The organism is Vibrio sp. AH4, assembly GCF_030710545.1.
GTDB lineage: Bacteria > Pseudomonadota > Gammaproteobacteria > Enterobacterales > Vibrionaceae > Vibrio > Vibrio metoecus.
On the sequence record NZ_JALAIV010000001.1, the window covers coordinates 1,088,630 to 1,115,366 of the forward strand.

General features: G+C 39.6%; 23 protein-coding genes. 22 read left to right on the plus strand and 1 reads right to left on the minus strand.

Annotation, left to right across the window (positions count from 1 at the left end; genetic code table 11):
* The first annotated feature begins 247 nt into the window (after positions 1-247).
* From pseB to MKA69_RS05280, 22 genes are all read left to right on the plus strand, one after another.
* A complete protein-coding gene (gene pseB / locus MKA69_RS05175; protein WP_305847623.1) occupies positions 248-1,261 on the plus strand; it encodes a UDP-N-acetylglucosamine 4,6-dehydratase (inverting) in 1,014 nt (337 codons plus the stop codon).
* Positions 1,258-2,448, plus strand: a complete 1,191-nt coding sequence (gene pseC / locus MKA69_RS05180; RefSeq protein WP_305847624.1) for a UDP-4-amino-4,6-dideoxy-N-acetyl-beta-L-altrosamine transaminase — start codon at positions 1,258-1,260, stop codon at positions 2,446-2,448. Before pseB ends, pseC begins: the two co-directional genes overlap by 4 nt.
* Positions 2,445-3,599, plus strand: coding sequence for an N-acetyl sugar amidotransferase (locus MKA69_RS05185; protein WP_305847625.1), 1,155 nt, complete (start codon positions 2,445-2,447; stop codon positions 3,597-3,599). Before pseC ends, MKA69_RS05185 begins: the two co-directional genes overlap by 4 nt.
* A 7-nt stretch (positions 3,600-3,606) precedes the next feature.
* Positions 3,607-4,218: an imidazole glycerol phosphate synthase subunit HisH gene (gene hisH / locus MKA69_RS05190; protein WP_305847626.1), complete on the plus strand. Its 612-nt coding sequence runs from the start codon at positions 3,607-3,609 to the stop codon at positions 4,216-4,218.
* A 2-nt stretch (positions 4,219-4,220) separates the two neighbouring features.
* On the plus strand, positions 4,221-4,976 hold the full coding sequence (hisF, locus tag MKA69_RS05195) for an imidazole glycerol phosphate synthase subunit HisF (protein WP_305847627.1): 756 nt from the start codon (positions 4,221-4,223) through the stop codon (positions 4,974-4,976).
* Positions 4,977-4,979: 3 nt separating this feature from the next.
* Positions 4,980-5,672 carry a pseudaminic acid cytidylyltransferase gene (gene pseF, locus MKA69_RS05200; protein ID WP_305847628.1) on the plus strand — a complete coding sequence of 231 codons (693 nt, stop codon included), beginning with the start codon at positions 4,980-4,982 and terminating at the stop codon, positions 5,670-5,672.
* 15 nt (positions 5,673-5,687) lie between these two features.
* Entirely contained in the window at positions 5,688-7,190 is a 1,503-nt protein-coding gene (pseG, locus tag MKA69_RS05205; protein ID WP_305847629.1) for a UDP-2,4-diacetamido-2,4,6-trideoxy-beta-L-altropyranose hydrolase, read from the plus strand.
* Between the two features lie 7 nt (positions 7,191-7,197).
* The gene (gene pseI / locus MKA69_RS05210; RefSeq protein ID WP_305847630.1) at positions 7,198-8,250 is read left to right on the plus strand and encodes a pseudaminic acid synthase; all 1,053 of its coding nucleotides are present in this window, start codon (positions 7,198-7,200) and stop codon (positions 8,248-8,250) included.
* Between the two features lie 3 nt (positions 8,251-8,253).
* Positions 8,254-9,387 carry a hypothetical protein gene (locus MKA69_RS05215; protein WP_305847631.1) on the plus strand — a complete coding sequence of 378 codons (1,134 nt, stop codon included), beginning with the start codon at positions 8,254-8,256 and terminating at the stop codon, positions 9,385-9,387.
* 113 nt (positions 9,388-9,500) lie between these two features.
* Positions 9,501-10,577: a hypothetical protein gene (locus MKA69_RS05220; protein ID WP_305847632.1), complete on the plus strand. Its 1,077-nt coding sequence runs from the start codon at positions 9,501-9,503 to the stop codon at positions 10,575-10,577.
* A complete protein-coding gene (locus MKA69_RS05225; RefSeq protein ID WP_305847633.1) occupies positions 10,574-11,791 on the plus strand; it encodes a hypothetical protein in 1,218 nt (405 codons plus the stop codon). Before MKA69_RS05220 ends, MKA69_RS05225 begins: the two co-directional genes overlap by 4 nt.
* A 104-nt stretch (positions 11,792-11,895) precedes the next feature.
* Positions 11,896-13,110, plus strand: coding sequence for a hypothetical protein (locus MKA69_RS05230; RefSeq protein ID WP_305847634.1), 1,215 nt, complete (start codon positions 11,896-11,898; stop codon positions 13,108-13,110).
* 47 nt (positions 13,111-13,157) lie between these two features.
* The gene (locus MKA69_RS05235; RefSeq protein ID WP_305847635.1) at positions 13,158-13,874 is read left to right on the plus strand and encodes a hypothetical protein; all 717 of its coding nucleotides are present in this window, start codon (positions 13,158-13,160) and stop codon (positions 13,872-13,874) included.
* 214 nt (positions 13,875-14,088) lie between these two features.
* Positions 14,089-15,186: a glycosyltransferase gene (locus tag MKA69_RS05240; protein ID WP_305847636.1), complete on the plus strand. Its 1,098-nt coding sequence runs from the start codon at positions 14,089-14,091 to the stop codon at positions 15,184-15,186.
* Between the two features lie 665 nt (positions 15,187-15,851).
* Complete coding sequence (locus tag MKA69_RS05245; RefSeq protein WP_305847637.1) at positions 15,852-17,258, plus strand: mannose-1-phosphate guanylyltransferase/mannose-6-phosphate isomerase; 1,407 nt, start codon at positions 15,852-15,854, stop codon at positions 17,256-17,258.
* Positions 17,259-17,268: 10 nt separating this feature from the next.
* Positions 17,269-18,696 (plus strand): phosphomannomutase, encoded by a 1,428-nt coding sequence (locus tag MKA69_RS05250; protein WP_305848226.1) that lies wholly within the window; start codon positions 17,269-17,271, stop codon positions 18,694-18,696.
* A 77-nt stretch (positions 18,697-18,773) separates the two neighbouring features.
* A complete protein-coding gene (gene manA, locus MKA69_RS05255) occupies positions 18,774-19,958 on the plus strand; it encodes a mannose-6-phosphate isomerase, class I (RefSeq protein WP_305847638.1) in 1,185 nt (394 codons plus the stop codon).
* A gap of 16 nt (positions 19,959-19,974) precedes the next feature.
* The gene (locus MKA69_RS05260) at positions 19,975-20,418 is read left to right on the plus strand and encodes a glycosyltransferase (protein ID WP_305847639.1); all 444 of its coding nucleotides are present in this window, start codon (positions 19,975-19,977) and stop codon (positions 20,416-20,418) included.
* Complete coding sequence (locus tag MKA69_RS05265) at positions 20,415-21,374, plus strand: SDR family oxidoreductase (RefSeq protein WP_305847640.1); 960 nt, start codon at positions 20,415-20,417, stop codon at positions 21,372-21,374. Before MKA69_RS05260 ends, MKA69_RS05265 begins: the two co-directional genes overlap by 4 nt.
* Positions 21,371-21,925 (plus strand): sugar transferase, encoded by a 555-nt coding sequence (locus MKA69_RS05270; protein WP_305847641.1) that lies wholly within the window; start codon positions 21,371-21,373, stop codon positions 21,923-21,925. Before MKA69_RS05265 ends, MKA69_RS05270 begins: the two co-directional genes overlap by 4 nt.
* Before the next feature lie 29 nt (positions 21,926-21,954).
* On the plus strand, positions 21,955-23,895 hold the full coding sequence (locus MKA69_RS05275; RefSeq protein ID WP_305847642.1) for a nucleoside-diphosphate sugar epimerase/dehydratase: 1,941 nt from the start codon (positions 21,955-21,957) through the stop codon (positions 23,893-23,895).
* 124 nt (positions 23,896-24,019) lie between these two features.
* Entirely contained in the window at positions 24,020-25,336 is a 1,317-nt protein-coding gene (locus tag MKA69_RS05280) for an MBL fold metallo-hydrolase RNA specificity domain-containing protein (RefSeq protein WP_305847643.1), read from the plus strand.
* Positions 25,337-25,452: 116 nt separating this feature from the next.
* Here MKA69_RS05280 and MKA69_RS05285 read toward each other — a convergent pair whose 3' ends face one another.
* Positions 25,453-26,691, minus strand: coding sequence for a mechanosensitive ion channel family protein (locus MKA69_RS05285; protein ID WP_055031695.1), 1,239 nt, complete (start codon positions 26,689-26,691; stop codon positions 25,453-25,455).
* Positions 26,692-26,737: the final 46 nt, after the last annotated feature.

Consider the following 26,737-nt stretch of genomic DNA (forward strand, 5'->3'; position numbering starts at 1 on the left):
CGCCTAAAGCCTAAACGTTGCGGCTTTCCATTTGGAGAGTTGCAAGTAAAATCCTTTTTTTACAATTAGATAGTTAGTTTTTAGTGTGTCAAAAATGGAAAAATTCAGCTTTTGTCTCAAAAAAAGTTTACTGACTACCTTAAATGTTATCGGTAAAGTATTTGTCTTAAAGCAAACTTAAAAAAATAAATCATTTTAGGTTGACTATTTATTGATCGGCCGGATAAACACAAAGAGTGAAAGTTATATGTTAAATAATAAAGTAGTACTCATTACGGGCGGAACTGGATCGTTCGGCAAGCAATTTATCAAAACGATTTTGAATCAATACCCGCAAGTAGAGAAAATTATTATCTTTTCGCGTGATGAGCTAAAACAGTTTGAGCTAAAACAAAAATATCCACATTACGAATATCCTCAACTTCGCTTCTTTATTGGTGATGTTCGTGACCGTAGCCGTATGATCCAAGCTTGCGAAGGGGTTGATGTGATCATTCACGCTGCCGCAATCAAACAAGTGGATACTGCTGAATACAATCCAACTGAATGTATACGCACTAACATTGATGGTGCTGAAAATGTGATCCAGGCAGCACTTCAGTGTGGTGTAAAAGATGTTGTGGCACTTTCAACCGATAAAGCGTGTGCTCCCATCAACCTGTATGGCGCGACAAAATTAGCTTCGGATAAATTGTTTACAGCGGCTAATAATATTAAGGGTTCGAAAAAAATCCGTTTTAGCGTCGTGCGTTACGGTAACGTGATGGGGTCACGTGGTTCTGTGATCCCATTCTTCTTGAAAAAACGTACTGAAGGTGTGTTGCCTATTACCCATGAAGATATGACCCGCTTTAATATTTCACTGCAAGATGGGGTAAACATGGTGATGTATGCCCTTGAAAACCACCTAGGCGGCGAGATTTTTGTGCCTAAAATTCCTTCATATCGCATCATGGATATTGCCACCGCGATTGCGCCAGAGTGCGAAACTAAAGTCGTGGGAGTTCGCCCTGGTGAAAAAATTCATGAAGAGATGATCACCGATACCGATTCACTTAATACCATCGACCTTGGTAAGTATTATGCAATTTTACCATCAGTTTCTTTTACTTATAGTGAAGATGAATATTTAAAACATCATAAGGCACAGAAAGTACCGTTTGGCTTTAAATACAATTCGGGTACCAATACTGAATGGGAAAGCGTTGAAAGCTTACGTGAACTGATTAAAACCAATATTGATCCTAATTTTACAGTGTGAGAGTAGCAGTGATCCCTTACGGTAAGCAAGATATCAACCAGCAAGATATTGATGCGGTTGTGGAAGTATTAAAATCAGATTTTCTGACACAAGGGCCTAAAGTTCCTGAGTTTGAACAAGCATTAGTAAACCAAACTGGAGCTCAGCATGCATTAGTGGTAAATAGTGCCACTTCAGCACTTCATATTGCTTGTTTAGCATTAGGATTAGGTGAGGGGGATTGGTTATGGACGTCGCCAATTACCTTTGTGGCTTCAGCAAACAGCGGGGTGTACTGCGGGGCGAAAGTTGACTTTGTGGATATTGATGCCGCGACGTACAACCTTTGCCCCCAAAAGTTGGAAGAAAAGCTCATCCAAGCGAAAGTCAATGGTACACTTCCTAAAATTGTTGTACCAGTCCACTTATGTGGCCAGCCGTGTGATATGAGAGCTATTGCTATTCTAGCTGAAGAGTATGGGTTTAAAGTGATTGAAGATGCCTCTCATGCTATAGGAGGTCAATATCATGACAAGCCCATTGGAAGCTGTGAATATTCAGATATCACCGTTTTTAGCTTTCACCCAGTAAAAATTGTCACAACAGCCGAAGGTGGTGCCGTTGTGACCAATAGCACAGCATTAGCAGATAAGATGGCTTTGCTTCGTAGTCATGGTATTACCCGTGATCCTGAACGAATGGAAGGTGAAAGTCACGGTGCTTGGTATTATCAACAGATCGATTTAGGCTTTAACTATCGCATGACAGAGCTTCAAGCGGCACTGGGTATTTCTCAGATGAAGCGATTAAACGACTTTATTAAAGCTCGCCATCACCTTGCAGATCGCTACAATGACTTATTGAAGTCACTCCCTGTAATATTACCATATCAATTAGAGAATACTTACTCTGGTCTTCACCTTTATGTGATCCGTTTGCAGTTAGATAAGCTATCTTTGACACACAAAGAAGTGTTTGATGCTTTGAGAGATAAGGGGATTGGAGTGAATTTGCATTACATACCTGTCCATATTCAACCTTATTATCAAAAAATGGGCTTCAGAGAAGGAGATTTTCCTGAGTCTGAACAATATTACAGAGAAGCGATTTCCTTACCGATGTTTCATGCTATGACTGAAAAACAGCAAGATGAAGTCGTTTGGGTTCTAACTAATATTCTAAACAGCAATGTAAAAAAGTTATTATGAAAAAAATTAAGTATTGTACTTCATGTATGTATCCTGAAACTAAACCAGATCTGTGGTTCAATGAAGAAGGTAAATGTAGCGCTTGTATCAATTTCGAAAATAGAACAGACATTGATTGGGTTGCACGTAACAAAGAATTCTTGGAAATAACGGAGCGTTATAAATCTATTGATGGTTCAAACTATGATTGCATTATTCCAGTAAGTGGTGGCAAGGATAGTACTTATCAAGTGATTAAAGTATTGCAAGCTGGGCTAAATCCGCTTTGTGTTACTGCAGAAACAGATTCACTTTCCGATCTTGGTCGACGAAATTTAGAAAACTTAAAGCGTCTTGGTGTTGATCATGTCAACGTCACTCCAAATCCAAAGGTAAGAAGAAAGCTATCTCGCTTGGCACTACGAGAAGTCGGTGATATTCAATGGGCTGAACACGTTACAATCTTCACGATCCCAATTCAGGTTGCAGTTGAAAAAAATATTCCTTTAATCGTATGGGGTGAAAACTCACAGCATGAATACGGTGGCCCTGCGGCGGCAGCTGAAAACAACGTATTAGATCGTCGTTGGTTAGAAGAGTTTGGGGGGATGCTCGGTATGCGTGTTTCAGACCTTATTGGCCAAGATGACATAACCAGAAAAGATCTAATCCCGTATTTTTATCCTTCAGATGAAGATCTTAAACGAGTCGGTGTCACTGGTATATTCCTCGGATATTATTTCCCTTGGGATGGTTATAACAATACTTTGCTAGCCCAAGCATATGGTTTTGAGAGTTATCCTACTCCTACGGAAGGCAGTTTAGTTAATTACGAAAACTTAGATAATTATTATCACCGTATACATGATTACTTTAAGTACATTAAATATGGTTTTGGCCGTGCTACAGATCAAGCCAATAACCATATTCGCCGTGGACGACTGGCACGCAAAGATATCGTTGATTTTCTAAAACATAACGATGGTGCCTACCCTTCAGTGTATTTAAATCGATCATTAGAGAGCGTATTGGAAGAAATCGATTTGTCAAAAGAAGAGTTTGATGAGATCTGCGATAAGTTTACGAATAAGAAATTATTCAAAACTGACAGAAAGGGCAACTTAATTAGAGATACTCAAGGTAACCTAATCAAGCTTAATTACGATAACTAGGACGTTTATGACGATTGCAGTTGTTGATTACGGTATGGGAAATATTGGCTCGGTAGTTCGAGCCATATCAGTTTGTGGTTATGAACCTGTCATTGCCAAAAAAGCTGATGACATTATGATGGCCGATAAAATCTTGTTACCTGGAGTCGGTTCTTTTTCAAAAGCTATGCAGGAAATAAGAAGTAGAGGCTTAGATCAAGCTATCGTTGAATCTGCTATTGATGATATACCTATTCTCGGCATTTGCTTGGGTATGCAAATTTTGTCGACACTTGGTTTCGAGCACGGAGAGTCAAAAGGGCTAGACCTTATTGCTGGTGAAGTGATACGTATGGAGTCCAAAGATAAGGAAATACGTATACCACATGTGGGTTGGAATAGTGTTCAACATGATGGTAACTCGGTTCTATTTAATGGAATTGCAACAGGGACGGACTTCTATTTTGTCCATAGTTATCACTTTAGTGGTGTTGATTCGAACAATGTTATTGCGACTTCTTCACATGGAGTAACCTTTAACTGTGTTGTTGGAAAAGGCAACGTGTTCGGAACACAATTTCATCCAGAAAAAAGTCAACAAGCAGGCCTTCGACTATTAAAAAACTTTTTGGAGCTTTGATTATGCTAAAACGTCGCATAATTCCAACCATGCTTTATTCTGATTTTGGATTAGTGAAGGGAGAAGCGTTTAATTCTTGGCGTAGAACAGGTTCTGTTATTCAAACAGTCAAGATCTATAATATGCGAAACGTCGACGAGTTAGTTCTCTTCGATATTAAAGCAACAGAAGAAGGTCGAGAGCCTGATTATCAGTTAATTCATGATATTGCTGATGAGTGTTTTATGCCTTTAGCTGTTGGTGGGGGGATTAAGTCTGTTGAACATATCCGCAAAGTGCTTTTAGCGGGAGCTGACAAAGTTGTTTTGAATACAGCTGCGATAGAAAATCCATCATTAATACAAGAAGCCTCTCAAGTATTTGGTAATCAGTGCATAATTGTATCTCTTGATGTGAAGAAAATTGATGGTGAGTATGAAATTTTTACTCATTCTGGCAAAAATCAAGCTGGAATCACTTTAGCAGATGCTGCAAAGCTAGCTCAAGCTAATGGTGCTGGTGAGTTACTTGTTACCAGTATCGAGCGAGATGGTACGCTGGGTGGATATGATCATGATTTGCTGGAGTATGCGGTTAATTTGGTTGATATACCTGTTATAGGTGCTGGCGGAGCAAAAGATTATAACGATATGAAAGTTGCGTTCGAAAAGTGTGGAATTGATGCATTGGCTTCTGCTGCGATGTACCACTTTACTGAACAAACACCGAATGAAGCTAAAGCCTATTTGAAGGCACATGGTATAAATGTGAGAAGCTAAGCTGTGAAAATTGCAATCATTCCCGCACGAGGCGGTAGTAAGCGTATACCGAGAAAAAATATCAAAGCATTTCATGGTAAACCAATGATCGCCTATTCCATTGAAGCGGCCCTTGCCTCCGGCTGCTTTGATAAAGTGATTGTTTCAACTGATGATGCAGAGATTGAAGCAGTGGCTGTAGCCTATGGTGCCGAAGTGCCCTTTTTACGTCCTGCAGATATCTCCAATGACTATGCGACAACAATGGATGTAATGGCTCATGCTATTCATTGGTGTCAAAATGAAGGCTGGGATGTTGAAGTCGTTTGCTGTTTATATGCAACGGCACCATTTGTATCGCCAGAGGACTTACAGCAAGGTTATGCTTTGTTACGAGACCCTAGTGTGCAATTTGCCTTTAGTGCAACGTCATTTCCTTTCCCAATTCAGCGTGCCATTAAACTTGATAAAGAGGGAGCAGTTTCAATGTTTACGCCTGAAAATGAACAAGTAAGATCGCAAGATCTTGAAGAAGCGTATCATGATGCTGGACAATTTTATTGGGGAAAAACTAGTGCATTTTTAGCAAAACTTTCCCTTTTTTCTCCTCACTCTAAGGCTGTACTTTTACCTCGCAACCGAGTTCAAGATATTGATACTCATGAAGATTGGGAGTTCGCAGAGTCCTTATTTTCAGTGCTAAAGCTTGCAAAGTAATAGATAGGATGGGCAATGAAGGTTATTTTTAGGGTCGATGCCTCTCTATTGATTGGCAGTGGTCATGTTATGCGCTGCTTAGTCCTTGCCGACGCTTTAGGTAAAAAAGGGCACCAAATCGACTTTGCTTGTTCTCCACTAAAAGGAGATATGCGAACGTTTATTCGTGAGCGTGGCTTCAATGTTATCACCCTTGCTAAACCCCAGCGTATAATCGAACCACAGCATGACGCTGATTATGAAGCTTGGCTTCAAAAGAGCGTAATGGAAGATGCACAAGACTTCTTATCTGTGGTTAAGTCTGCCGATCTTGTTGTGACGGACCACTACGCTATTGGTGCTGAATGGCAAGGGCAAATCGTTGCAGCATTAAATTGTTTCTTGCTTGCTATCGATGATTTAGGAAGATGTCATAGAGCTAATTTAGTTTTAGATCAAACTTTAGAGCGAAGTGAGGCTGATTACGCTTCGTCCAATACAGAGGTTCTCGTCGGCAGTGAATATGCGTTGCTGAGAGCGGATTTCTCAAATAAGCGAGAAGTAGCTCTTACAAGGCAACTATCTGATGCATCCCTCAGAGTTCTTGTCTCTATGGGGGGGGTTGATGCTCCGAACGCGACACTAAGAGTTTTAGAGAGTCTTTGTTGTCATGTTAATGCCGACTTTACCGTTTTGTTGTCCCCTAGAGCGCCTCATTTTCAGCAGGTTAATGAATGGTGTTTAACGCGCCCTAACGTTCGACATCAAGAATTTGTCTTTGATATGGCAAGTTTAATGCTAGAGCATGATATTGCTATCGGAGCGCCTGGAAGCACAAGTTGGGAGAGGGCTTGTCTTGGGTTGCCAAATATAATTGTCCCTCTTGCCGAAAACCAACAACTTATTTGTGAGCAACTTGTTAAACATGATGCAGCTGTCCATGTTGATATCAAAGATATTCCATCGACGTTGCATAGTGCTTTTATGAAAGTGCTCGAAGAATGGTCTCAATTTAAAGAGGCTAATCTTGCTCTCTGTGATGGACGAGGAGCTCGCCGAGTTGCTTTTGAAATCGAGCATTTAGTTAGCAAAAAGCGCGAGGGAGTATCTTTGCAATATGCTTCTCAAGACGATATCGCACTGGTATATGAATGGCAAAGTCATCCAGATACTAGAAAGTATGCGCTTACACCCAATGTACCAAAATGGAATGAGCACCAGGCTTGGATGTTGAAAAAGCTACAATCCACGTCTGATTATTTTTACATGCTCATCAATAGAGCAGATAGAAGTAAAGTCGGCGCCGTACGTTTAGATAGAATGAAATCTGGACATTACCTTGTTTCTATATTTGTCGATCCTAATAGTTATGGGAAGGGAATTGCATTCCAAGCACTAAATGCAATAGATGCGATTCATCCGGATGTCACATTGCATGCAACGGTATTGAAAGCAAATGTAGCATCTCAACGACTATTCAAAAAAGCTCGTTATCAACAAGTTGATGAAGAAAATTATATCCGACAACCAATTGAGTGAGGCGAAAATGAAGCCATACATAACTATTGACGGCCGAAAGATCGGACCGGATCATCCACCATATATTATTGCAGAGCTTTCCGCTAATCATAATGGTGATATAAACCGTGCTTTCCAAATTATGGAAGAAGCGAAAAAAGCGGGCGCAGATGCAATCAAATTACAAACGTATACCCATGAAACTATCACGATGGATTGTGACTCTGAGGAGTTTCAAATTCATGGTGGCTTATGGGATGGACAAACGCTATATGAGCTTTATAAGGGAGCACATATGCCGTGGGAATGGCATAAGCCATTATTTGAAAAAGCGAAAGAACTTGGGATCACTATTTTTAGTTCTCCTTTTGATTTTACCGCGGTTGATTTATTGGAGTCCTTAGAGGCTCCAGCTTACAAGATAGCTTCTTTTGAAGTAATTGATTTACCTTTGATAAAGCGTGTCGCTCAAACTGGGAAACCGATGATTATTTCAACAGGAATGGCAAATGAGGAAGAAATTGCAGAAGCAGTTAAAACTGCACGAGAGAATGGATGTAAAGAATTAGTTGTCCTGCATTGTGTGAGTGGTTATCCAGCACCTGCTGAACAATATAATTTAAGGACAATAGCCGATATTTCTGAGCGCTTTAAAGTATTATCTGGCCTTTCCGACCATACAATAGATAACGCTACGGCAGTAGCTTCAGTGACATTAGGAGCATGCATAATAGAGAAACATGTCACTATGGATCGCAATGGTGGTGGTGCGGATGACAGTTTTTCTCTTGAGCCTCATGAGCTAACTGCACTGTGCAATGATACGAAAACGGCTTGGCAAGCAATGGGACAAGTCAATTATGAAAGAGCGGAAGCTGAAAAAGGAAATGTTAAGTTCCGCCGTTCATTGTACATAGTAAAAGATATTCAAGCAGGAGAAGTACTGACTGCTGATAATGTACGAAGTATAAGACCTGGTTTTGGTTTACCACCTAAGTTCTATGATGACGTGATAGGAAAGAAAGTAACTCGAAGTTTAAAAAAAGGTACAGCTTTAACACTTGAATATTTAGAGAGCTAAGTTGTGAAAAATTGGATTTTCCAAACAATAATTCTACTTTATTTTAGAATTAAATTTAGAAAAGTAAATAGTGAGAAACGAACAGATGTTTATTTCTCTCGCGGAACTTTTAAACATGATATCAATATATTTACATCAGAAGTAACTGATGTGAAACCTGTTGTCCTAGATATGAACTTAATAAGAAGATTGCTTCGGTTAATCATTCCAGATTTATACTTAGAACAGGTTATTAGTTTAGGTTATCAAGAAATATTACATGAAAGATTAGAAAGACTAGTTAAGTATTGGATTAATTTGACTAAGAGCAACGAACTGAATTTGATATTTGGAGGTGTGGACTATTTTGAGGTCTCGATATTTTGCTCAAGGGAAATATTTGGTTATAAAACAAAGTACATAGCTTATTTTCATGAAAATTATACTATCCCCTATGTTGAGGAGGTTAGTATTAATATCTACAGGGATGTTAAGCATAACTTTAAGTTTGATGAATTGTATGTTTATGGTCCATCATCATTCAACATATTATTACCATTCACGTTAGAAGCTAACGGCCCTAAAAAACTAGTAATGCCAAGGCTATTAAATATCAAGAAAGAGTTTACAGAAAGAAAAATTAAAACGGGTAAGATAAAGGTTCTTTATTTGACATTCCCTGGTTATGATTACTTGGCTCCCTTAACATTTAGTCATATACTCTTATCATTAAGTGAAATTAGTCATAAATATGAAATATTTGCGAAGTTCAAAAATATAAATCAAGCAAATAACTATAAAAATAAAATTGATAGAAAAAATAGTGAGGTGAAATTTGTTGATGGGAACGTGTTAGATTTTTTAAAGAAAACAGACATTGTTATATCATTCAATTCACTTTCATTCTACGAAGCACTCTTATCTGATGCATTAATTATAATTCCGAGGTTTTCAGATACGGATCATGCGAACAATATTTTACAAGAAACAGCTGATTCTTTGAATGAAATATATAGCTTCAATACCGTAGTGTTTGCATATAGCATTGAAGGACTAATTAAATTTATATCTGAATTTGAAAGGGAAAAACATGATCTTGAAATAGAAAAAGAGAGAGAATATAGGAAGGCTCTATTATCTAAGAAGTTTTATATATAATGAGAAATCGAGGACAAGTAGTACTCAATAGACTTATTACTTTCTCAGTGATACTATTTGTAGTGCAGCTATTATATCTTAGCATATTTACGGAATATGTTGAGAATATGTATATGGTTTTGTTTTTAATTAACACATTTGTTTTTTCAAATTACTTCTTTATAAAAATGGCAATTAATATTACTGGAAATAATATTGATATATATAGTCCAAGAATTGAAGTTGTCATAATTATACTATTGGTTGCCACGATAGGAAAATGCATCAGTCGTTATGGTTATATAAGTACTTGGATATCATCAGGCCTTATAGATGCTAGGGAAAGTGCTGGAGGAGGTGGTATATACAGTTATTTGAGCATATTCTTCTATCCTGCGGCTATCCTTTTTTTAACATCCGCTCGAGAAAAAATAAAAGCTATAGATCGTAAGATTATATTTTTCGTTTACACAATTATATTTTCTTTCTTGCTTATAGATATGATATTTGTAGGAACAAGAAATGTACCTGTCTTTATATTATTATTATATGCCATTTCATGGGATGGAAGATACAAGATAAGCTTTAAATTGCTGATATCAATGTCATTGTTGATATTGGCTTTTTTGTATATGTTCCATTATACAACATCTCAGCGTCTCATTGGTGATTTTGATTGGCGCATACACATAGAAAATACTATATCTACCCAAGTTTTATCAGTTTCGCCAAATGTACTTGATATAATGGATAGTTATGTATCATTTTTATATCCGTTACTGTTTCTTTTTCACTATTTGTCGCACTCTATTTCTGAATTAGCATTTCTAATAAATAATGCTGTAGGATTCGGTGAAAGCCAACCAGCATACCTAATCGTGGAGTTTTGTAGTGTATCTCTGTGTGACAAATCATATTATGAAAGCCTGATATTAGAAAATAATATCAGGTCAGGTGTGTATCAAACACTTTTCGCTTCCTTATTTTATGACCATGGAGTTATTAAAAGCATAATTATAGTAGCATTGTTGTCTTTTATTAATACTATGGCAGTCATCTTTCTTAAGAAAATCTCTGTAATAAATTATATATTTCTTATTATTGTGGCATTATCACCAATAGAAAACTATTTGTATGGTGGGTTAGGTTTGATCCAGATTTCATTGATATATGTAATTTACTTTATTTCTTGTATTAGGTTTTTTAGATGAAAAGAGCTATTATTGCATCATTAAGAATAGTGTCTATGACCAGTAAATTGTTCTTAATGATGTTGTTGGCTAAATATTTTTCTGTGAAAGACGTAGGTGAGTACGGATTAATTTTAGCGTTGGTCAATATTTTGGTTTTAATCATCGGGTTGGATTTTTATACGTTTTCACAAAGTGAATTAAGCAAAGGCGGAAGTTTTGAAAATGTATTATCAAATCAACTGATATTGCATGCAATTATGTACGTGTTTGCATTTTTATGGATATACACTAACGGTAGTGGTGATTATTCTATAACAACCATATTTATTTTTTTATTGTTAGTTAGTGAGCACTTAAATCAAGAAATATCAAGATATTTAATATATTTTGAAGAGCAGATGATAGCGAGTATTTTACTATTTACCCGAAGTGGGCTTTGGGTGTTATGTTATGTTATTTATATTCTAATAGTGGATGACTATAATTTGCATGACTTGTTTGTTTTTTGGCTTTCAGCTAGTGTTTGCACACTTATGCTATCAATTTACCTTCTTAATCATCAAGTTAAAATTAGCTTTAAATTATCCTCAGTTAATTTTGAATATTTGGGTTCAGGTCTAAGGAAGTCAATATTAATACTATGTGCTGGAGTTTCTTTCAAGTCCCTGTTTTTTTTAGATAGATATATATTGGGGAGCTATTCTAGTCTAGAAATTGTTGGTGTATATATATTCTACATCACACTAATGGTCAGCGCATTGAGTTTTCTCGAACCATTGGTCATATCTTTTTCATACCCAAAGCTTCTGAAATCATTCAATGCTCTAGATTATTATAGCTACAATCAGGTTCTGAAAAAATCAGCACTACATACATTTTTCTTTATAGTCACTACAGTCTTAGGGTTTTATATATTTACTCAGCCACTGCTACATTTATTGGGAAAAGAAGAATATTTATCGTACCTATGGATATTGAGTTTTTTATATCCAATAATAGTCCTATATTGTATGGCGATATTTATTCACTACTTACTTTATTCTATCGATTTGAATAGATTTATTTTTTATTCACATGCTTCATCGGTGTTGGTATTTGTATTTTTTATTTTTATGTTAAAGCATTTACTTCCTTTTAATATGATTGAAAATATACTTTATTCATTAATAGTGGCATATACATGGATGGTAATGTCTAGTGCTTATCTTTATTTTAATAATAAGCGTTTTTAATTCGAGGTATTGTTGTGCGATTGTTGTTTATTGAAAATAGATTTAAGACTTTTTTTTGGTCTGAAATTGTAAGAAAACTACGAAGAGACCACGATGACATTTTAGTGTCTTGGATAGTGCAAAATAAAAAATTCAGACCCAAAGATGAAGATTGTTTTGTTATTAACTATCCTGAAAGTTCGCAATTAAACTTTAATTGTAATAGCGATTTTTTTAAAAAGTTAGCTCAAATGGACAGAGGAGTATACGCTTTTGAGAGCGGAACTAGTCATTATTATTATTACTATCAGTCTATTAAGAGTTATATTAGTAAATTCAAGCCAAACTTTGTAATTGGTGAGTCCACATTATTTCATGAGTTAATTACGATAGAGGTTTGTAAAGAGCTCGGAGTTAAATATATAACACCATCTACATGCCGTTACCCAGTAGGAAAGTTTTCACTTTATGTGAATGGAACCTTAGATGTATTAAATTATCGTGATTGCATGGTGGAAAATTATCATTATCAAATGATTGAAGATGTTGTTTGTCGAAATAAAACTCCAGATTACATGAAAAGGCAGAAAGGACTAAGAAATATAATGCTCAAGTCTAGGCTTGTATATAATAAAATTTTCTCTTTATTGTCTTGGTTGGAGGGTGAACGATATAATACACCATCACCTTTTAAAAAATTTGTTATTACTATTGAAAATTTAATTAATCAAAAAAAGTTAGAGAGAATTAGCCTAAAAGACTGTGAAAATATCGACTGGGAAAATACAGTTTTATACCCTTTACAAATGCAACCAGAATCAAATATTGATGTGTGGGGGTATCCTTATAATGATCAAACCATAAATCTAAAGCGTCTGGTAGAATCTTTGCCTCCTGGTAAGATTGTGTTGATAAAGCCGAATCCTAAGTCAAAATATGAGTTATCAAGTGACTTAGTCTCTTTGATCTCTTCTCTTGATAATGTACATGCTATTTCTAGTAGTATCGCTATGGATGATATCTTTGATAAAATTGAAACAATATATACTGTAACTGGTACTATCGGTATTGAAGCTGTATTAGCAGGAAAATCTGTAATAACGGAAAAATCCTCTAAGCTATTGGGTTACCCAAATGTGAGCTATTTAGATGGTTCTGAAATTAAATTATCCGTGCCTATTTATTCTAAAGAGTCATTAATGAGCAATCTCGATGGGAATTCGCATGTTGGTTTGATTTCCGATCCCATTTTTAGTGATTATAGTGTATCTGTGGAAAATATAGAAAATATATCTTTAGTACTTTATTCCGAGCTTAAGATGGAGTACCTTAAAAAATGAGATCCTTTTTATCCCTATTATTTTCCTGTTTTTTTCCAAGCTGTAAGTTGAAGATTTATCTTCTTAACTTACTTGGTCATGAACTGCATAAATCCTCTCATGTCGGTTTTTGTATTCTTTGGAAAACAAAACTCCATTTAGGTGAAAAATCAAAAATATCCTCCTTTAGCATGTATTTGATAAGGGGCGTGGTTTATTTAGAAGACAAGGCGGAAATCGGAAGATTTAATATACTAAATGGATTTTTTGATCTTAATTTGAAAAAAGGTGCTGTAATTTCAAACTTTTGTCAGTTTAAAAATGGTGGTGAAAGGGTTGTTCAATCAGCTACAAAATTTAACCTTGGCAAGTTAAGTAAAATTACATCTGGTCATTATTTTGATCTGTCATCTTCCATTGATATCGGTTTTAATTGTGTTATTGGAGGCCGTAATTCTCAGTTTTGGACTCATGGTTTCATACATCAAGATTTAGGCGAAACTAGGTATATAAACATTAAAGAAATCATTATTGGTGATGGCGTCTATTTAGGTTCACGTGTCACTCTTAATCCAGGGGCTCATGTGGAAAATAATGTGAATGTTTTATCTGGAAGTGTTCTATCTGGAAAAGTTGAAATGGATTTACTCATCGGTACATCTAAGAAATATATTATATATGATTTTAAACATGTTTCTATTAAAGATTTATATGATATTGACTATAATTATAAGTGTGGAAATCCGAGAATAACTAAGAAGAGCGATCCTCCTTCAGCCGGATAGTTTTTGTTACTTAAAATTTAGCCAGTTGGACCGTTAAGGTTTGATTGTGCCTTGTAGACGTAAATCTATAGAGTCAATGTATGCTATTGACGCACTTTCCACCCAATCTTGGGCATAAAACTTTAAGAAACAGGTTGAACTAACGATCTATCCTGATCTTATGCGGAATTTTCATGATTTTTCCGTTGGCTTATATATAAAAGTAGAGGTTTTTTTGAATATATTACATGTATACAGAACTTGTTACCCAGTTACCAACGGTGGCGTTGAACAAGTTATGAGGTATTTATCAAAAGGGGCTATTGAGCTAGGACATAATGTAAAAATATTATCTCTTTCTGATGTTGATGATGCATTTGAGTTCGAAGGTACTCAGATTCATTTATGCAAGAGGAATTTTTCTATAAAATCAAATTGTTTTTCGTTCTCTTTTTATAAAGAATTTAAAAAACTGTCTGATTGGGCAGATATTATAAATTTACATTACCCTTGGCCTTCCGGAGATTTTGTTTCATTTTTGACGAATAAGCCGATTGTAGTGACTTATCACTCTGATATTCTTCGGCAAAAATTGTTAGGCATAATGTATAAACCATTAGAAAAATATACATTATCAAAATCAAAGAAAATTATCGCGACAAGTCAGAATTATTTCGAATCTAGTAATAATCTTCAAAAATATATAGACAAAGTAGAGGTGATTCCGTTAGGAATTAACTTTGATGATTATGACTCAGTTGACAAAGATGTAATGCTTAATATAACCCAAGAATACGGAAAGGATTTTTTTCTTTTTTTGGGAGTCCTTCGTTATTATAAGGGGCTGGATTATTTATTGGAAGCCGCTAAAGATAATCATTTACCTGTTGTTATTGCCGGTAGTGGTCCTGAAGAGATAAAACTCAAGCAATACGTAGCACAGCATAACCTTGTGAATGTTAAGTTTGCTGGTTTCGTGTCTGATAATGAAAAAATAGCTTTGTTATCTAACTGTAAGGGCTTGGTTTTTCCATCACATTTAAGAACTGAAGCGTTTGGGGTATCAATTATAGAGGCTTTATATTTAGGTGTCCCTGTTATTTCATGTGATATCTCTACAGGAACGTCTTATGTTAATAAGAATAATGAGACTGGTTATGTTATCCCCCCAGAAGATAGCGATGCTTTGAGTCATGCCATGATAAGGTTAATTAATTGTACTGATTATGATAATATGAGCAAAAGTTGCCATCGTAGGGCTTTGGATTTTTTTGAATATCGAAGAATGAGTCTTTCATATATTGAGATATATGATAAGTTACTAGAACGATAGTGTCTTTGTTTATTACCTAAATTTTCTAAATTACTCGATATTGTTATCAGGGTTCATACATTTTATTGACGCAATATTGCTCCTATTTTATAAATAGAACGGTCTAGCGTTCTAGGCGTAAGCTTTTAGTGTTTATCGCAAGATATAAAATATTAATATGAATTATATAAAATTTAATGAGTATTTTTTATATTGAGTGGAATCTGTCATGAAATAAAAACATCTATAACTTCTTCGAAGTGATGTTCTAAATTTATTATTCGGAATGAATACTCGGGGTGATATTGAGGCTTTCGGCGAAGAGAGTTTGACATGGTTTAGAAAATTCAGTAACTATCTCATTGAATGATGAGCCACAATACGCGTATTGTTGGAGTGCTAGACTTGGATCGCTGGTTGTTAGATGCGGTGATGAATGGAGATAAGAGCGAAATTGTATACGCCATGTGGTGGAAAAACTGTCGCGAATAAGGCATATGTGCATGAAGTTTATCAAGTTGTCGAGATGAAAGGCATCTTGAAAATGCGGAAGTTGAAATACGTTTTGAATGCTGAATTCCGTGAGCGGGTTTTGCTTGGTGATTAACATATTGTTAACCTATGCTCAGGCCTTGCCTGCCAAAGCGTATTTTCCCGATGATTATAAATAAAAGTAGGTAACTGTCATGTTATTACCTGTAATTATGGCGGGGGGCTCAGGTAGCCGCCTTTGGCCGCTTTCACGCAGTTTATACCCTAAACAATTTATCAGCTTGATGAGCGATAAAACTATGTTGCAAGAAACATTGCTGCGTCTTGAAGGTCTTGAGCACCAAGCGCCGTTGTTAATTTGTAACCAAGAACATCGTTTCATCGTCGCCGAACAGCTGCGTCAGCAAAATTTAAAGCATGGAGGAATTATTCTTGAGCCTATTGGCCGTAATACTGCGCCAGCGATAGCTTTAGCTGCCCTACAAGCAACTAAATGTGGTGGCGATCCGCTTTTGTTAGTGTTAGCCGCTGATCATGTAATCCAAAACTCTTTAGTTTTTACTCAAGCCGTACAAGCGGCCATCCCTCATGCTCAACAAGGTATGTTGGTTACCTTTGGAATTGTTCCAACAACGGCAGAAACCGGTTATGGCTACATTAAGCAAGGTGAACGAGTAGGAAAAACCGCATACCGCGTTGCTCAATTTGTGGAAAAACCTAACCTTGTCACTGCTGAGCAGTATCTTGCTTCAGGTGAGTATTACTGGAATAGCGGTATGTTCTTATTTAAAGCATCACGCTATTTAGTTGAGCTAAAAGCACATCGCCCTGATATCTTGCAAGCCTGTGAATTAGCGATGCAAGGAGCAAGAGCTGATCTTGATTTTATTCGAGTGGCTGAAGATAAGTTTGCTGAATGTCCCGATGATTCCATTGATTATGCGGTGATGGAAAAAACTCTAGATGCCCTTGTGGTGCCAATGGATGCTGGTTGGAGTGATGTGGGGTCATTTAGTGCTTTATGGGAAGTGTCTAAAAAAGATCACGTAGGTAATACACTGGTTGGCGATGTGATACACGACCAAACCAGTAACAGTTATATCTATGCACAAAATAAATTGGTCGCGACAGTTGGGGTCGAGAATCTGGTGATTATAGAAACCAAAGATGCGGTATTGGTCGCTAATAAAGACAAAGTGCAAGATGTCAAAAATATTGTAAATCAGTTAAAAGCTCAAAATCGCCGCGAGAGTGAACAGCATCGTGAAGTTTATCGTCCTTGGGGATCGCACGATGAAATAGCCGAAGGCAAGCGTTTCCACGTTAAACATGTACTGGTCAAACCAGGGGAGCAAACGGCTCTGCAAATGCATCATCATCGAGCTGAGCACTGGGTTGTTGTACAAGGGACCGCCAAAGTGACCAATGGTGATAAAAGCTATTTAATCAGCGAAAGTCAATCGACTTACATTCCACTGGGGTCTGCACACCGTATTGCAAACCCAGGTAAGGTTGATTTGCATTTAATTGAAGTTCGCTCAGGCAGTTATCTGCAAGAAGATGACATTGTACGTCTAGAAGAGTATGGAGTGGGGTACTAAAACCATGGTGATGTTAAATACAAGAGAGGTCATTGCTGAATCGGGTGTGCAGTTTGGCACCAGTGGTGCACGTGGATTGGTTACTCAGTTTAATCCCGATGTGTGTGCGGCTTTTGTTTATGCCTTTTTACATGGGCTTTCAGGCCGATTTGCATTCAAGCAAGTAGCTATAGCGATTGACAATCGGCCAAGTAGCCCTGTTATGGCTCAAGCATGTATTGCAGCGATTCAGGCGCAGGGCTTAGAAGCCATCTACTATGGTGTCATTCCCACTCCGGCGCTTGCTTATTCAGCGATGCAAGATGAGATTCCATGTATCATGGTCACCGGTAGTCACATTCCCTTCGAGCGTAATGGGTTAAAATTTTATCGTCCAGATGGCGAGATCACTAAAATTGACGAACAGGCAATTTTGGCGGCAGAGGTCAGTTTTGAAAATGATATCATCCTACCCAATTTGATAGCTAGTTCAAGAGCGGCTGAGCAATATGTTGAGCGTTATACAAGCCTGTTTGAAACTGAACTGCTTAAAGGTAAGCGCATTGGCATATATGAACATTCAAGTGCAGGTCGTGATATATACCAAGGCCTATTTCAATCACTCGGCGCAGAGGTGATTTCCCTAGAAAGAACCGATGATTTTGTGCCAATTGACACTGAAGCTGTTGCTGAAGCGGATAAGATTAAAGCGCGAGCTTGGTCTAAGGCTAACCAGCTTGACTTTATTTTCTCAACTGATGGAGATGGTGATAGGCCGCTAGTGGCAGATGAGAATGGTGAATGGCTGCGTGGTGATATACTAGGCCTACTTTGTGCGCAAGCAATGGGCATTGACGCATTGGCGATACCAGTCAGTTGTAACTCAGTAATTACAAGTTCAGCAATGTTTAAGAATGTTTCGAAAACCAAGATTGGCTCGCCCTATGTGATTGCAGAGTTTGAGGAATTATTGGCAAATTACCAAACCGTCGCGGGTTTTGAAGCAAACGGAGGGTTTATCTTAGGCTCCGACATAACGATCAATGGCCATAATTTAAAAGCACTTCCTACACGTGATGCGGTTTTGCCTGCTTTGATGCTGTTGGCTAAATCAAAGCAAATGAGGATCTCTGATATGGTGAGTGCATTGCCCCCCCGCTATACTACCAGTGATCGCATTCAAAACTTTGCGACAGAAAAAAGCCATCAAATCATCGCTAAAGCGACTTTACAACCCTGCTGCTTGCTTGAGGCTCTAGGTTTTCAGGCGGCAGTAGTAGAGAGTATCGATACGACCGACGGTTTAAGAATGATATTGAAAACTGGTGATGTGGTACATTTGCGTCCTTCGGGAAATGCCCCAGAACTGCGTTGCTATGCGGAATCGGATTCTATTGAAAAAGCAAATCAAATCGTAGTTCAGACTTTAGAACATCTACAAAGCGATTCGTTCTGTTAATTTCTATCGGTATGCTGGATCATTTTCCAGCTATACTTCTTTCCTTATAGTTGTGTGTGGGGAGTGGCAGCTGAACGATGATTTTTAAATTAAATAATCCTATAAAAAACTTTCAATGGGGTTGCACAAGAGCATTTTCTGACCTATTCGCAATCGAGAATCCTCAACAGTTACCGCAAGCGGAGTTGTGGATGGGGGCGCATCCAAACGGTAGTTCAACGTTAACGATTGATAAAAAAGAATGTGCCCTAGTGGATGCGATAAGTTCGGATCCAGTTTTATGGTTGGGTGACAAAAGTGGAGACTATGAAGACAAACTGCCTTTTTTAGTGAAAATCTTGGCTGCAGACCAACCTTTGTCTATCCAGGTTCATCCTAGCAAACAAGCTGCGCGATTGGGGTTTGACCACGAAAACAAGCAAGGCATTGCACTAGATGCACCAGAGCGAAATTTCAAAGATGCAAACCATAAACCTGAACTGTTGTATGCTATCACCCCCTATTGGGCGATGAATGGTTTTCGTGAGCTGAAAACGATCCATCTGCTATTTTCTACACCCGAATTACCATCGTTAAATGAAGTATTAGCACCATTTCTAGTGATGCCGACTCGGGAGACTTTAGCGCAGTTATTTGCCGCGATTATGCAAATGGATGAAAATCAAAAGTCTTTTGCGGCGAAAGAGCTATTGAGTTTTGAACCGACTAATGAAGAGCCTCCTGAGATTATCGAAGCCTTCAAGCTTATTGCTGAACTTGCAAAAATCTATCCGTGCGATGTGGGCCTTTTTTCTCCTTTATTCCTCAATGTTATCGAGCTAAAACCTGGTGAAGCGATGTTTTTGTTTGCCGAAACACCACATGCCTACTTGAAAGGGGTAGGAGTTGAGGTGATGGCTAACTCGGACAATGTGTTGCGTGCAGGATTAACACCAAAATACATCGATGTACAGGCACTTTTAACCAATACCAAGTTTGAGTCTATTAAGTTGAGTGAATTAAGATTAAACCCTTCACAAAATAGGCAGCGTTCTGTATATCCAATCCCTGTAGACGATTTTAAGTTTGATATTATCCACGATGGGACGTTAGATGTTGCTGTTTCATCACCGGAAATTGTATTGTGTATCGATGGGGCGGTGGAGCTCTGCTCATCTCAGAGTCGGGTGATTTTGATAGCCGGAGAGTCAGCGGTTATTCCTGCGGCAACGTCCAGCTATTCATTAAATAGCAAAGGTACGATTGCTCGAACTTACTGCTAAGTAGTACTAATTAAATATGAAAGTATCTATAATTACTGTTTGTTATAACCCCGAGAAAACGATAAAAGATACGATTGACTCGGGTAAGCCGCAGACATATCTAAATATTGAATATATTGTTGTTGATGGTGTCTATTTGGCTATTGTTTTTTACGATTTCACGCTAACCAAGAAAGCACCACATTACACATCAAGTGGCTTCCATAGTCTTAATTTTAAAATTGCAACTGATTTTGATTATTTAATAATGGCATTTTCAGTGCCGAATTCATCCTTCCATTATATGCAGGAAGAAGTCGTAAAAATGAGGGAACAAGGAGTTGGTACCTCTGGCATCTCAGCCAACATTTTACTCAATAAAGGAATCATCCAGTCGTGTCGTAAAAATGGCTTGTCGTGCTCTTGGTTATTAGTACATAGTAAATATCCTGAAAAAACAATGGGGCTACTTTTGAAATGATATTGATCACAGGTTCAAATGGTTTTTTAGGTAGTCATATTGTTGAGCGAGTCAAAGAGCAACCACTTATACTCCTAGATAGAGGTATAGAGAATAAACATCTGACTTGCTCGTTTTTTCAAGGTGAAATTAATAGTCATAATGACTACATGAAAGCATTGGAGGGATGCCAAGTGGTAATCCACTGTGCAGCACGTGTCCATATTATGGACGACAAAGAAGCTGAGCCATTGGAACTTTATCGAGAGGTAAACAGTGCCGGTACTATTAACTTAGCCAAGCAAGCGAGCGATTCGGGAGTTAAGCGTTTTATTTTTATCAGTAGTATAAAGGTGAATGGAGAGGGTACAGTAGCAGATATACCATTTAAATCAGGGGATAATCATGCTCCTGAAGACGATTACGGATTATCTAAATCTGAAGCAGAGATACAGCTAGTAGCGCTCGCTAAAGATTCTGGTATGGAGGTGGTTATTATCCGTCCAACTTTAGTTTATGGCCCTGGTGTAAAAGCTAACTTTGCTTCATTAATGAACTTAGTCACTAAAGGTCTTCCACTGCCATTTGGCTGTATTACTCATAACAAACGTAGCCTTGTTTTTATCGATAATCTGGTTGATTTAATCATCACCTGTATTGACCACCCCAAGGCAGCCAATCAAGTTTTTCTGGTTTCCGATGATCATGATGTTTCCACCTCTGAAATGGTACGAGAAATGGCTATCGCACTAGGTAAGCCGTCTTGGCAGCTTCCTATCCCAGTTTGGTGTTACAAATTAGCGGGTAAACTATTTAATAAGTTAGAGGTGGTAGATAGGCTAATCGGTTCATTGCAGGTTGATATTACCCATACCAAACAAACACTTGGCTGGACACCCCCGAAAACTTTACAACAAGGCTTTAAGCAAACAGCGCAAGCTTTTCTTCGCTCAAAAAATAATAGTGGTAAATCATGATCCGTCTCTTCGATTTTCTGGCTGCTTTTTTCGGTCTGTTGTTTTTATGGCCTGTGCTATTGGTAGTCACCATCATCGGTCTTTTTGATACAGGCTCACCAATTTTTGTTCAGGAGCGTGTTGGGCGTAACAAAAAACCATTTAGGTTAGTTAAGTTTCGTACTATGTCGGTTAATACTCAGTCAGTGGCTTCTCATCTGGCGAGTGCGAGCTCCATTACTAAGCTAGGAACTTTTTTGCGTAAAACTAAGCTTGACGAATTGCCCCAACTCATTAACGTTTTGAAAGGTGAAATGAGTTTAGTAGGACCGCGGCCAAACCTTTTTAACCAAGATGAGTTGATTGCCGAACGTGATGCTTTAGGAGTTTACGATGTCCTTCCTGGGATCACTGGACTGGCTCAAATTCAAAATATTGATATGTCGACTCCGAAACTCCTAGCTCAAACTGACAAAAAGATGATTGAGACTCTGACCTTAAAGAACTACTTTGTTTATATCCTCAAAACAGTGATGGGGAGTGGTGCTGGTGACGCAGTAAGTAAACAATAGACCAATTATCTAAGTGTGAAGCAATTATTATGGCTAGGCTGAATTTTATCTGGAGTTTATCTCGGACGAATAAACGTATCATTAGTGTTGTGGTTGATACTTTGTTCATCTTATTCTCGTTCTATTGTGCTTATTGGGTCCGTATAGGCAATATTCAATTTATCCAATCTGAAACGATTCCGTATCTACTTAGTAGTGTAGTGCTAGTAACGCTTTTTGCTTTTGCACGACTTGGATTGTATCGAGCGATTCTCCGTTACCTTACTTTCCATGCTTTAGCTGTGGTAAGCGTTGGCACTTTAATCTCTACGGCGTCAGTTGCTATTGCAGCTTTCTATTTTAATGCGCCAGTGCCTCGTTCTTTACCTATCATCTATGGTACCTTTTTGTGCCTGTTATGTGGGGGATCTCGACTTATTGTTCGTGTTCTCGTATCTGGTCTTAATGGCAAAGGTCGTAAATCAGTGCTGATTTATGGTGCTGGCTCAGCGGGAAGACAGTTGGCTATTGCCCTTCGTAACTCAGAAAACTACAAAGTGGTTGGGTTTATCGATCAAGATAAAACCCTTGAAAATACCGTGATCATGGGTTTGCAAGTTTATGATATTAGCCGAGCAGCTTACCTCGTTGAGAAGCATGATGTTGCCCAAATTTTACTTGCAGTACCGAGTGCTTCACGAGCGCGTAGGAAGAAGATTCTCGAGTCATTGATAGACTTGTCGGCGGAAGTGCTTACGGTTCCTGATATGAAAGATATCGTTGAAGGCAAGGCATCCATCGATCAGTTGAAAGATGTGGCGATTGAAGACTTACTGGGGCGCGATCCGGTGACACCTCAGCAATGTTTAATGGAATCGAATATCTTAGGTAAGGTCGTTATGGTGACTGGGGCTGGCGGTTCTATCGGCTCCGAGCTCTGTCGTCAGATTGTGCGACAAAAACCTAAAGCACTAGTGTTGTTTGAGCTTTCAGAGTTTGGGTTATATCAAATCGATAGAGAACTCAAACAACTGATGGAAGCCGAGGGTCTGCACGTTGAAATCATCCCGCTATTGGGGTCGGTACAGAGAATCAATCGCCTTGTGGTAACAATGAAAAGCTTCAAGGTTCAAACTGTGTATCATGCTGCTGCTTATAAACATGTACCTCTTGTTGAGTACAATGTCGTTGAAGGGGTACGCAATAACGTTTTTGGTACTTACTACGCTGCGCAGGCGGCCATTGAAGCAGGTGTTGAATCGTTTGTTCTGATCTCCACTGATAAAGCGGTGCGCCCGACCAATGTCATGGGAACCACCAAGCGTATGGCCGAACTAGGTTTGCAAGCGCTTGCGGAACAAGAAAACCGTAAAGCCAAAGGAACTCGCTTTTGTATGGTGCGTTTTGGTAATGTTTTGGGCTCATCGGGTTCTGTGGTTCCGCTGTTTAAACGTCAAATTGAGGCAGGCGGCCCAATTACGGTGACGCACCCAGACATTATTCGTTATTTCATGACCATCCCTGAAGCGGCGCAACTGGTGATCCAAGCCGGAGCTATGGGTAAAGGTGGGGATGTGTTTGTGCTTGATATGGGTGAGCCTGTGCGCATCACTGACCTCGCGGTTAACCTTATTCAGCTTTCTGGGCTGGAAGTGAAAGATGAGCAGCATCCTTATGGGGATATTGCTATTGAGTTCACAGGGTTAAGGCCAGGTGAGAAGCTCTATGAAGAACTGCTGATTGGCGATAATGTTCAAAAAACGGCTCATGAGCGAATCATGACAGCCAATGAACGTTATTTACCTTTAACTGAATTTGAACAGCATCTTAACGAGCTAGACAAAGCTTGTCATGCGTTTAACCATGAGCGTATCCGTGAGCTATTGCTTGAAGCGCCGACCGATTTTAATCCGACGGATGGTATTGGTGATTTAGTTTGGCAGCGTACGCAAGACAACCAAACTCAGCTTGAAAAACAGCTCATGCATTAATGGTGTCGATTTAAGTTTAAAAGCCGCGGTCTCTACCGCGGTTTTTTTATCCTTTCGATTCATGCTTGTTCGAAATCGGTATGATCCCATCGGTTGATTAATGTACTCAGGAGTGGAAAACAACATGGAAGTGGTTCATCACGGAGGGAAGGCGAGTGTCACGGGTTCATGCCATGAATTGCAAGCCGATGGGCAAGCGCTGCTGATTGATTGCGGCTTGTTTCAAGGGGCGGATGAGCGCCCGTTGGCGGTGGAGTTTGCGTTGGGGCATGTGGATGCTCTGATCTTAACCCATGCGCACATTGACCATATTGGCCGTTTGCCTTGGTTATTGGCGGCGGGCTTTAAGCAGCCGATTTACTGCACAGCGGCAACGGCGGAGCTGGTGCCATTGATGCTGGAAGATGGTTTAAAGCTGCAGTTAGGTATGTCTCCCAAGCAGAGTGAGCGCGTACTTACCGAGGTGCGCCGTTTGCTGCGGGTGCAAGATTACCAAAAGTGGTTTGCGGTGCCGCCTAAGCGTGCCGATTCGCTCTGGGTGCGCTTTCAGCCTGCGGGGCATATTTTGGGCTCAGCGTATGTGGAAATTCGGCGTCCGAATGGTGAGGTGGTGGTGTTTTCAGGGGATTTGGGGCCAAGCCATACGCCGTTGTTGCCTGATCCGCAGTCGCCAGAGCGGGCCGATTATCTGTTTATTGAAACCACTTATGGCGATAAGCAGCACGAGGATGTGCAGAGCCGAGGGCAGCGGCTGCGCGCGATGATTGAGCACTCACTGACTGACGGCGGTGCAATTTTGATCCCGGCGTTCAGTGTCGGGCGTACCCAAGAGCTGCTCTTTGATATTGAGCAGCTCATCTTTTCTCAGCAAATCGATGCTAATTTGCCGATTATTCTCGATTCGCCGATGGCGCAGCGAGTGACGCGTTCTTATCGTCGCTTTAGGCAGTTATGGGGACGAGAAGCCAAAGCGCGGCTGCAAATGCATCGGCATCCGTTGGCGTTTGAGCAGTGTATTACGGTGGAAGATCACCGAACCCATGAGCGTTTGGTCAACCGTTTAGCCTCAACCGGAGAGGCGGCGATTGTGGTGGCTGCTTCGGGGATGTGTCAGGGCGGCCGCATTATGGATTATTTAAAAGCGCTGCTGCCGGATAAGCGAACCGACCTGATTTTGGCCGGCTTTCAAGCTGAAGGTACGCTTGGGCGCAGTATTCAAAGTGGTCAACCTTCGGTCTGGATTGAGGGGACTGAAGTGGAAGTCAACGCGCATATTCATACGATGTCCGGTTATTCCGCCCACGCCGATAAAGCGGATTTGCTGCGCTTTATTACCAGCATTCCGGAAAAGCCCAAGCAAGTGCACCTGATCCACGGTGAAGCCTCAGCCAAGCAAGCGTTCGCGGCTGAGCTTACTCAACTCGGATATTCGGTGCTTTGAGTGGGAAGCTTGGTTTGATGTGAAATCCCCTCCTAGCCTCCCCCTAGAAGGGGGAGGGGGAAGTTCGATGTTCGCGAAGAGGGAAGGTCAACTGCTCTCGAATGGAGGGACTGTGTTTAGCCTCTCAGAGCCCGAAAGTCATTGCCGGTAGGGGCTTGCGAGACACGCAGGTCAAATTCAGGCAGTACCGCGTAGATATGATCAAAAATATCCGACTGAATACGCTCATACTCCACCCACACAGTGGTGCTGGTAAAGCAGTACACCTCTAGCGAAATACCATCGTGAGTGGGCGCTAACTGACGTACCATCAGCGTCATATCTTGGTGAATATTCGGGTGACTGCGTAGGTAGCGTTCTAAATAAGCGCGAAAACTGCCGATGTTGGTCAGGCGGCGGCCGTTGATACGGCAGGCTAAGTCCCAATGTTTTTGTTGGTTGTAGCTGCTGATCTCCTGCTCTTTCTCGGCTAAGTAAGGCTCAAGCAACTGGGCTTTTTTCAGTGCGAGTTTCTCTTCTTCTGTCAAAAAATGCACGCTGGTGGCATCAATCAAAATGCTGCGTTTGATGCGGCGACCACCGGATTCCTGCATCCCTTTCCAGTTTTTAAATGAATCTGAGATCAGTGCGTAGCTAGGAATGGTGGTGATGGTTTTGTCCCAGTTCTGCACTTTAACGGTGGTTAGGCTGATGTCTAGTACGGCGCCATCTGCGCCATATTTGGGCATTTCCAACCAATCACCGACCGAGAGCATTTTGTTGGCGGAAAGTTGTACCCCTGCAACTAAGCCGAGGATCGGGTCTTTAAACACCAACATAAATACCGCCGTCATGGCACCTAAACCACTGAGTAGGATGACGGGGGATTTACCAATCAAAATCGAGGTAAAAAACAGCGCAGCGATAATAAATACAATGATCTTGATACTCTGCAAAATACCGCGAGTAGGCAGGTTTTTCCCTACTTGAGTTTTGCTGAGCAATACTTCCAACACATTCAAAATAGAGTATGTGGCCAGCATGCTGAACACCACAATCCATAAGGCGGTGACGGTATGCAGTACGTCATAAGTGAATGTTCCGGGGCTGAGCCATAGTTGGGTTTGCACCGCAATCACGACGCCTTGGATCAGTAGCGCAACGCGACTAAACAGGTGCTCTTTAAACAGCGCATTGCGCCAAACGCTCTGTTCATGGCGAGTGTGGCGCTTGAGCCACAGTAAAACGCCACGATGCAACACCAAGTGAATAGCAATAGAAATAGCGGCAATCAGGCCAAGCGCTTCAGAAAGCTGAATCACACGCTCAATTTCAATATCAAACTGCTGTAACCATAGGGTTAATGTTTCAAGCATGGCGTACTCCTTAATCAATCTGCGCGCCATACTACCTCAAACCCTA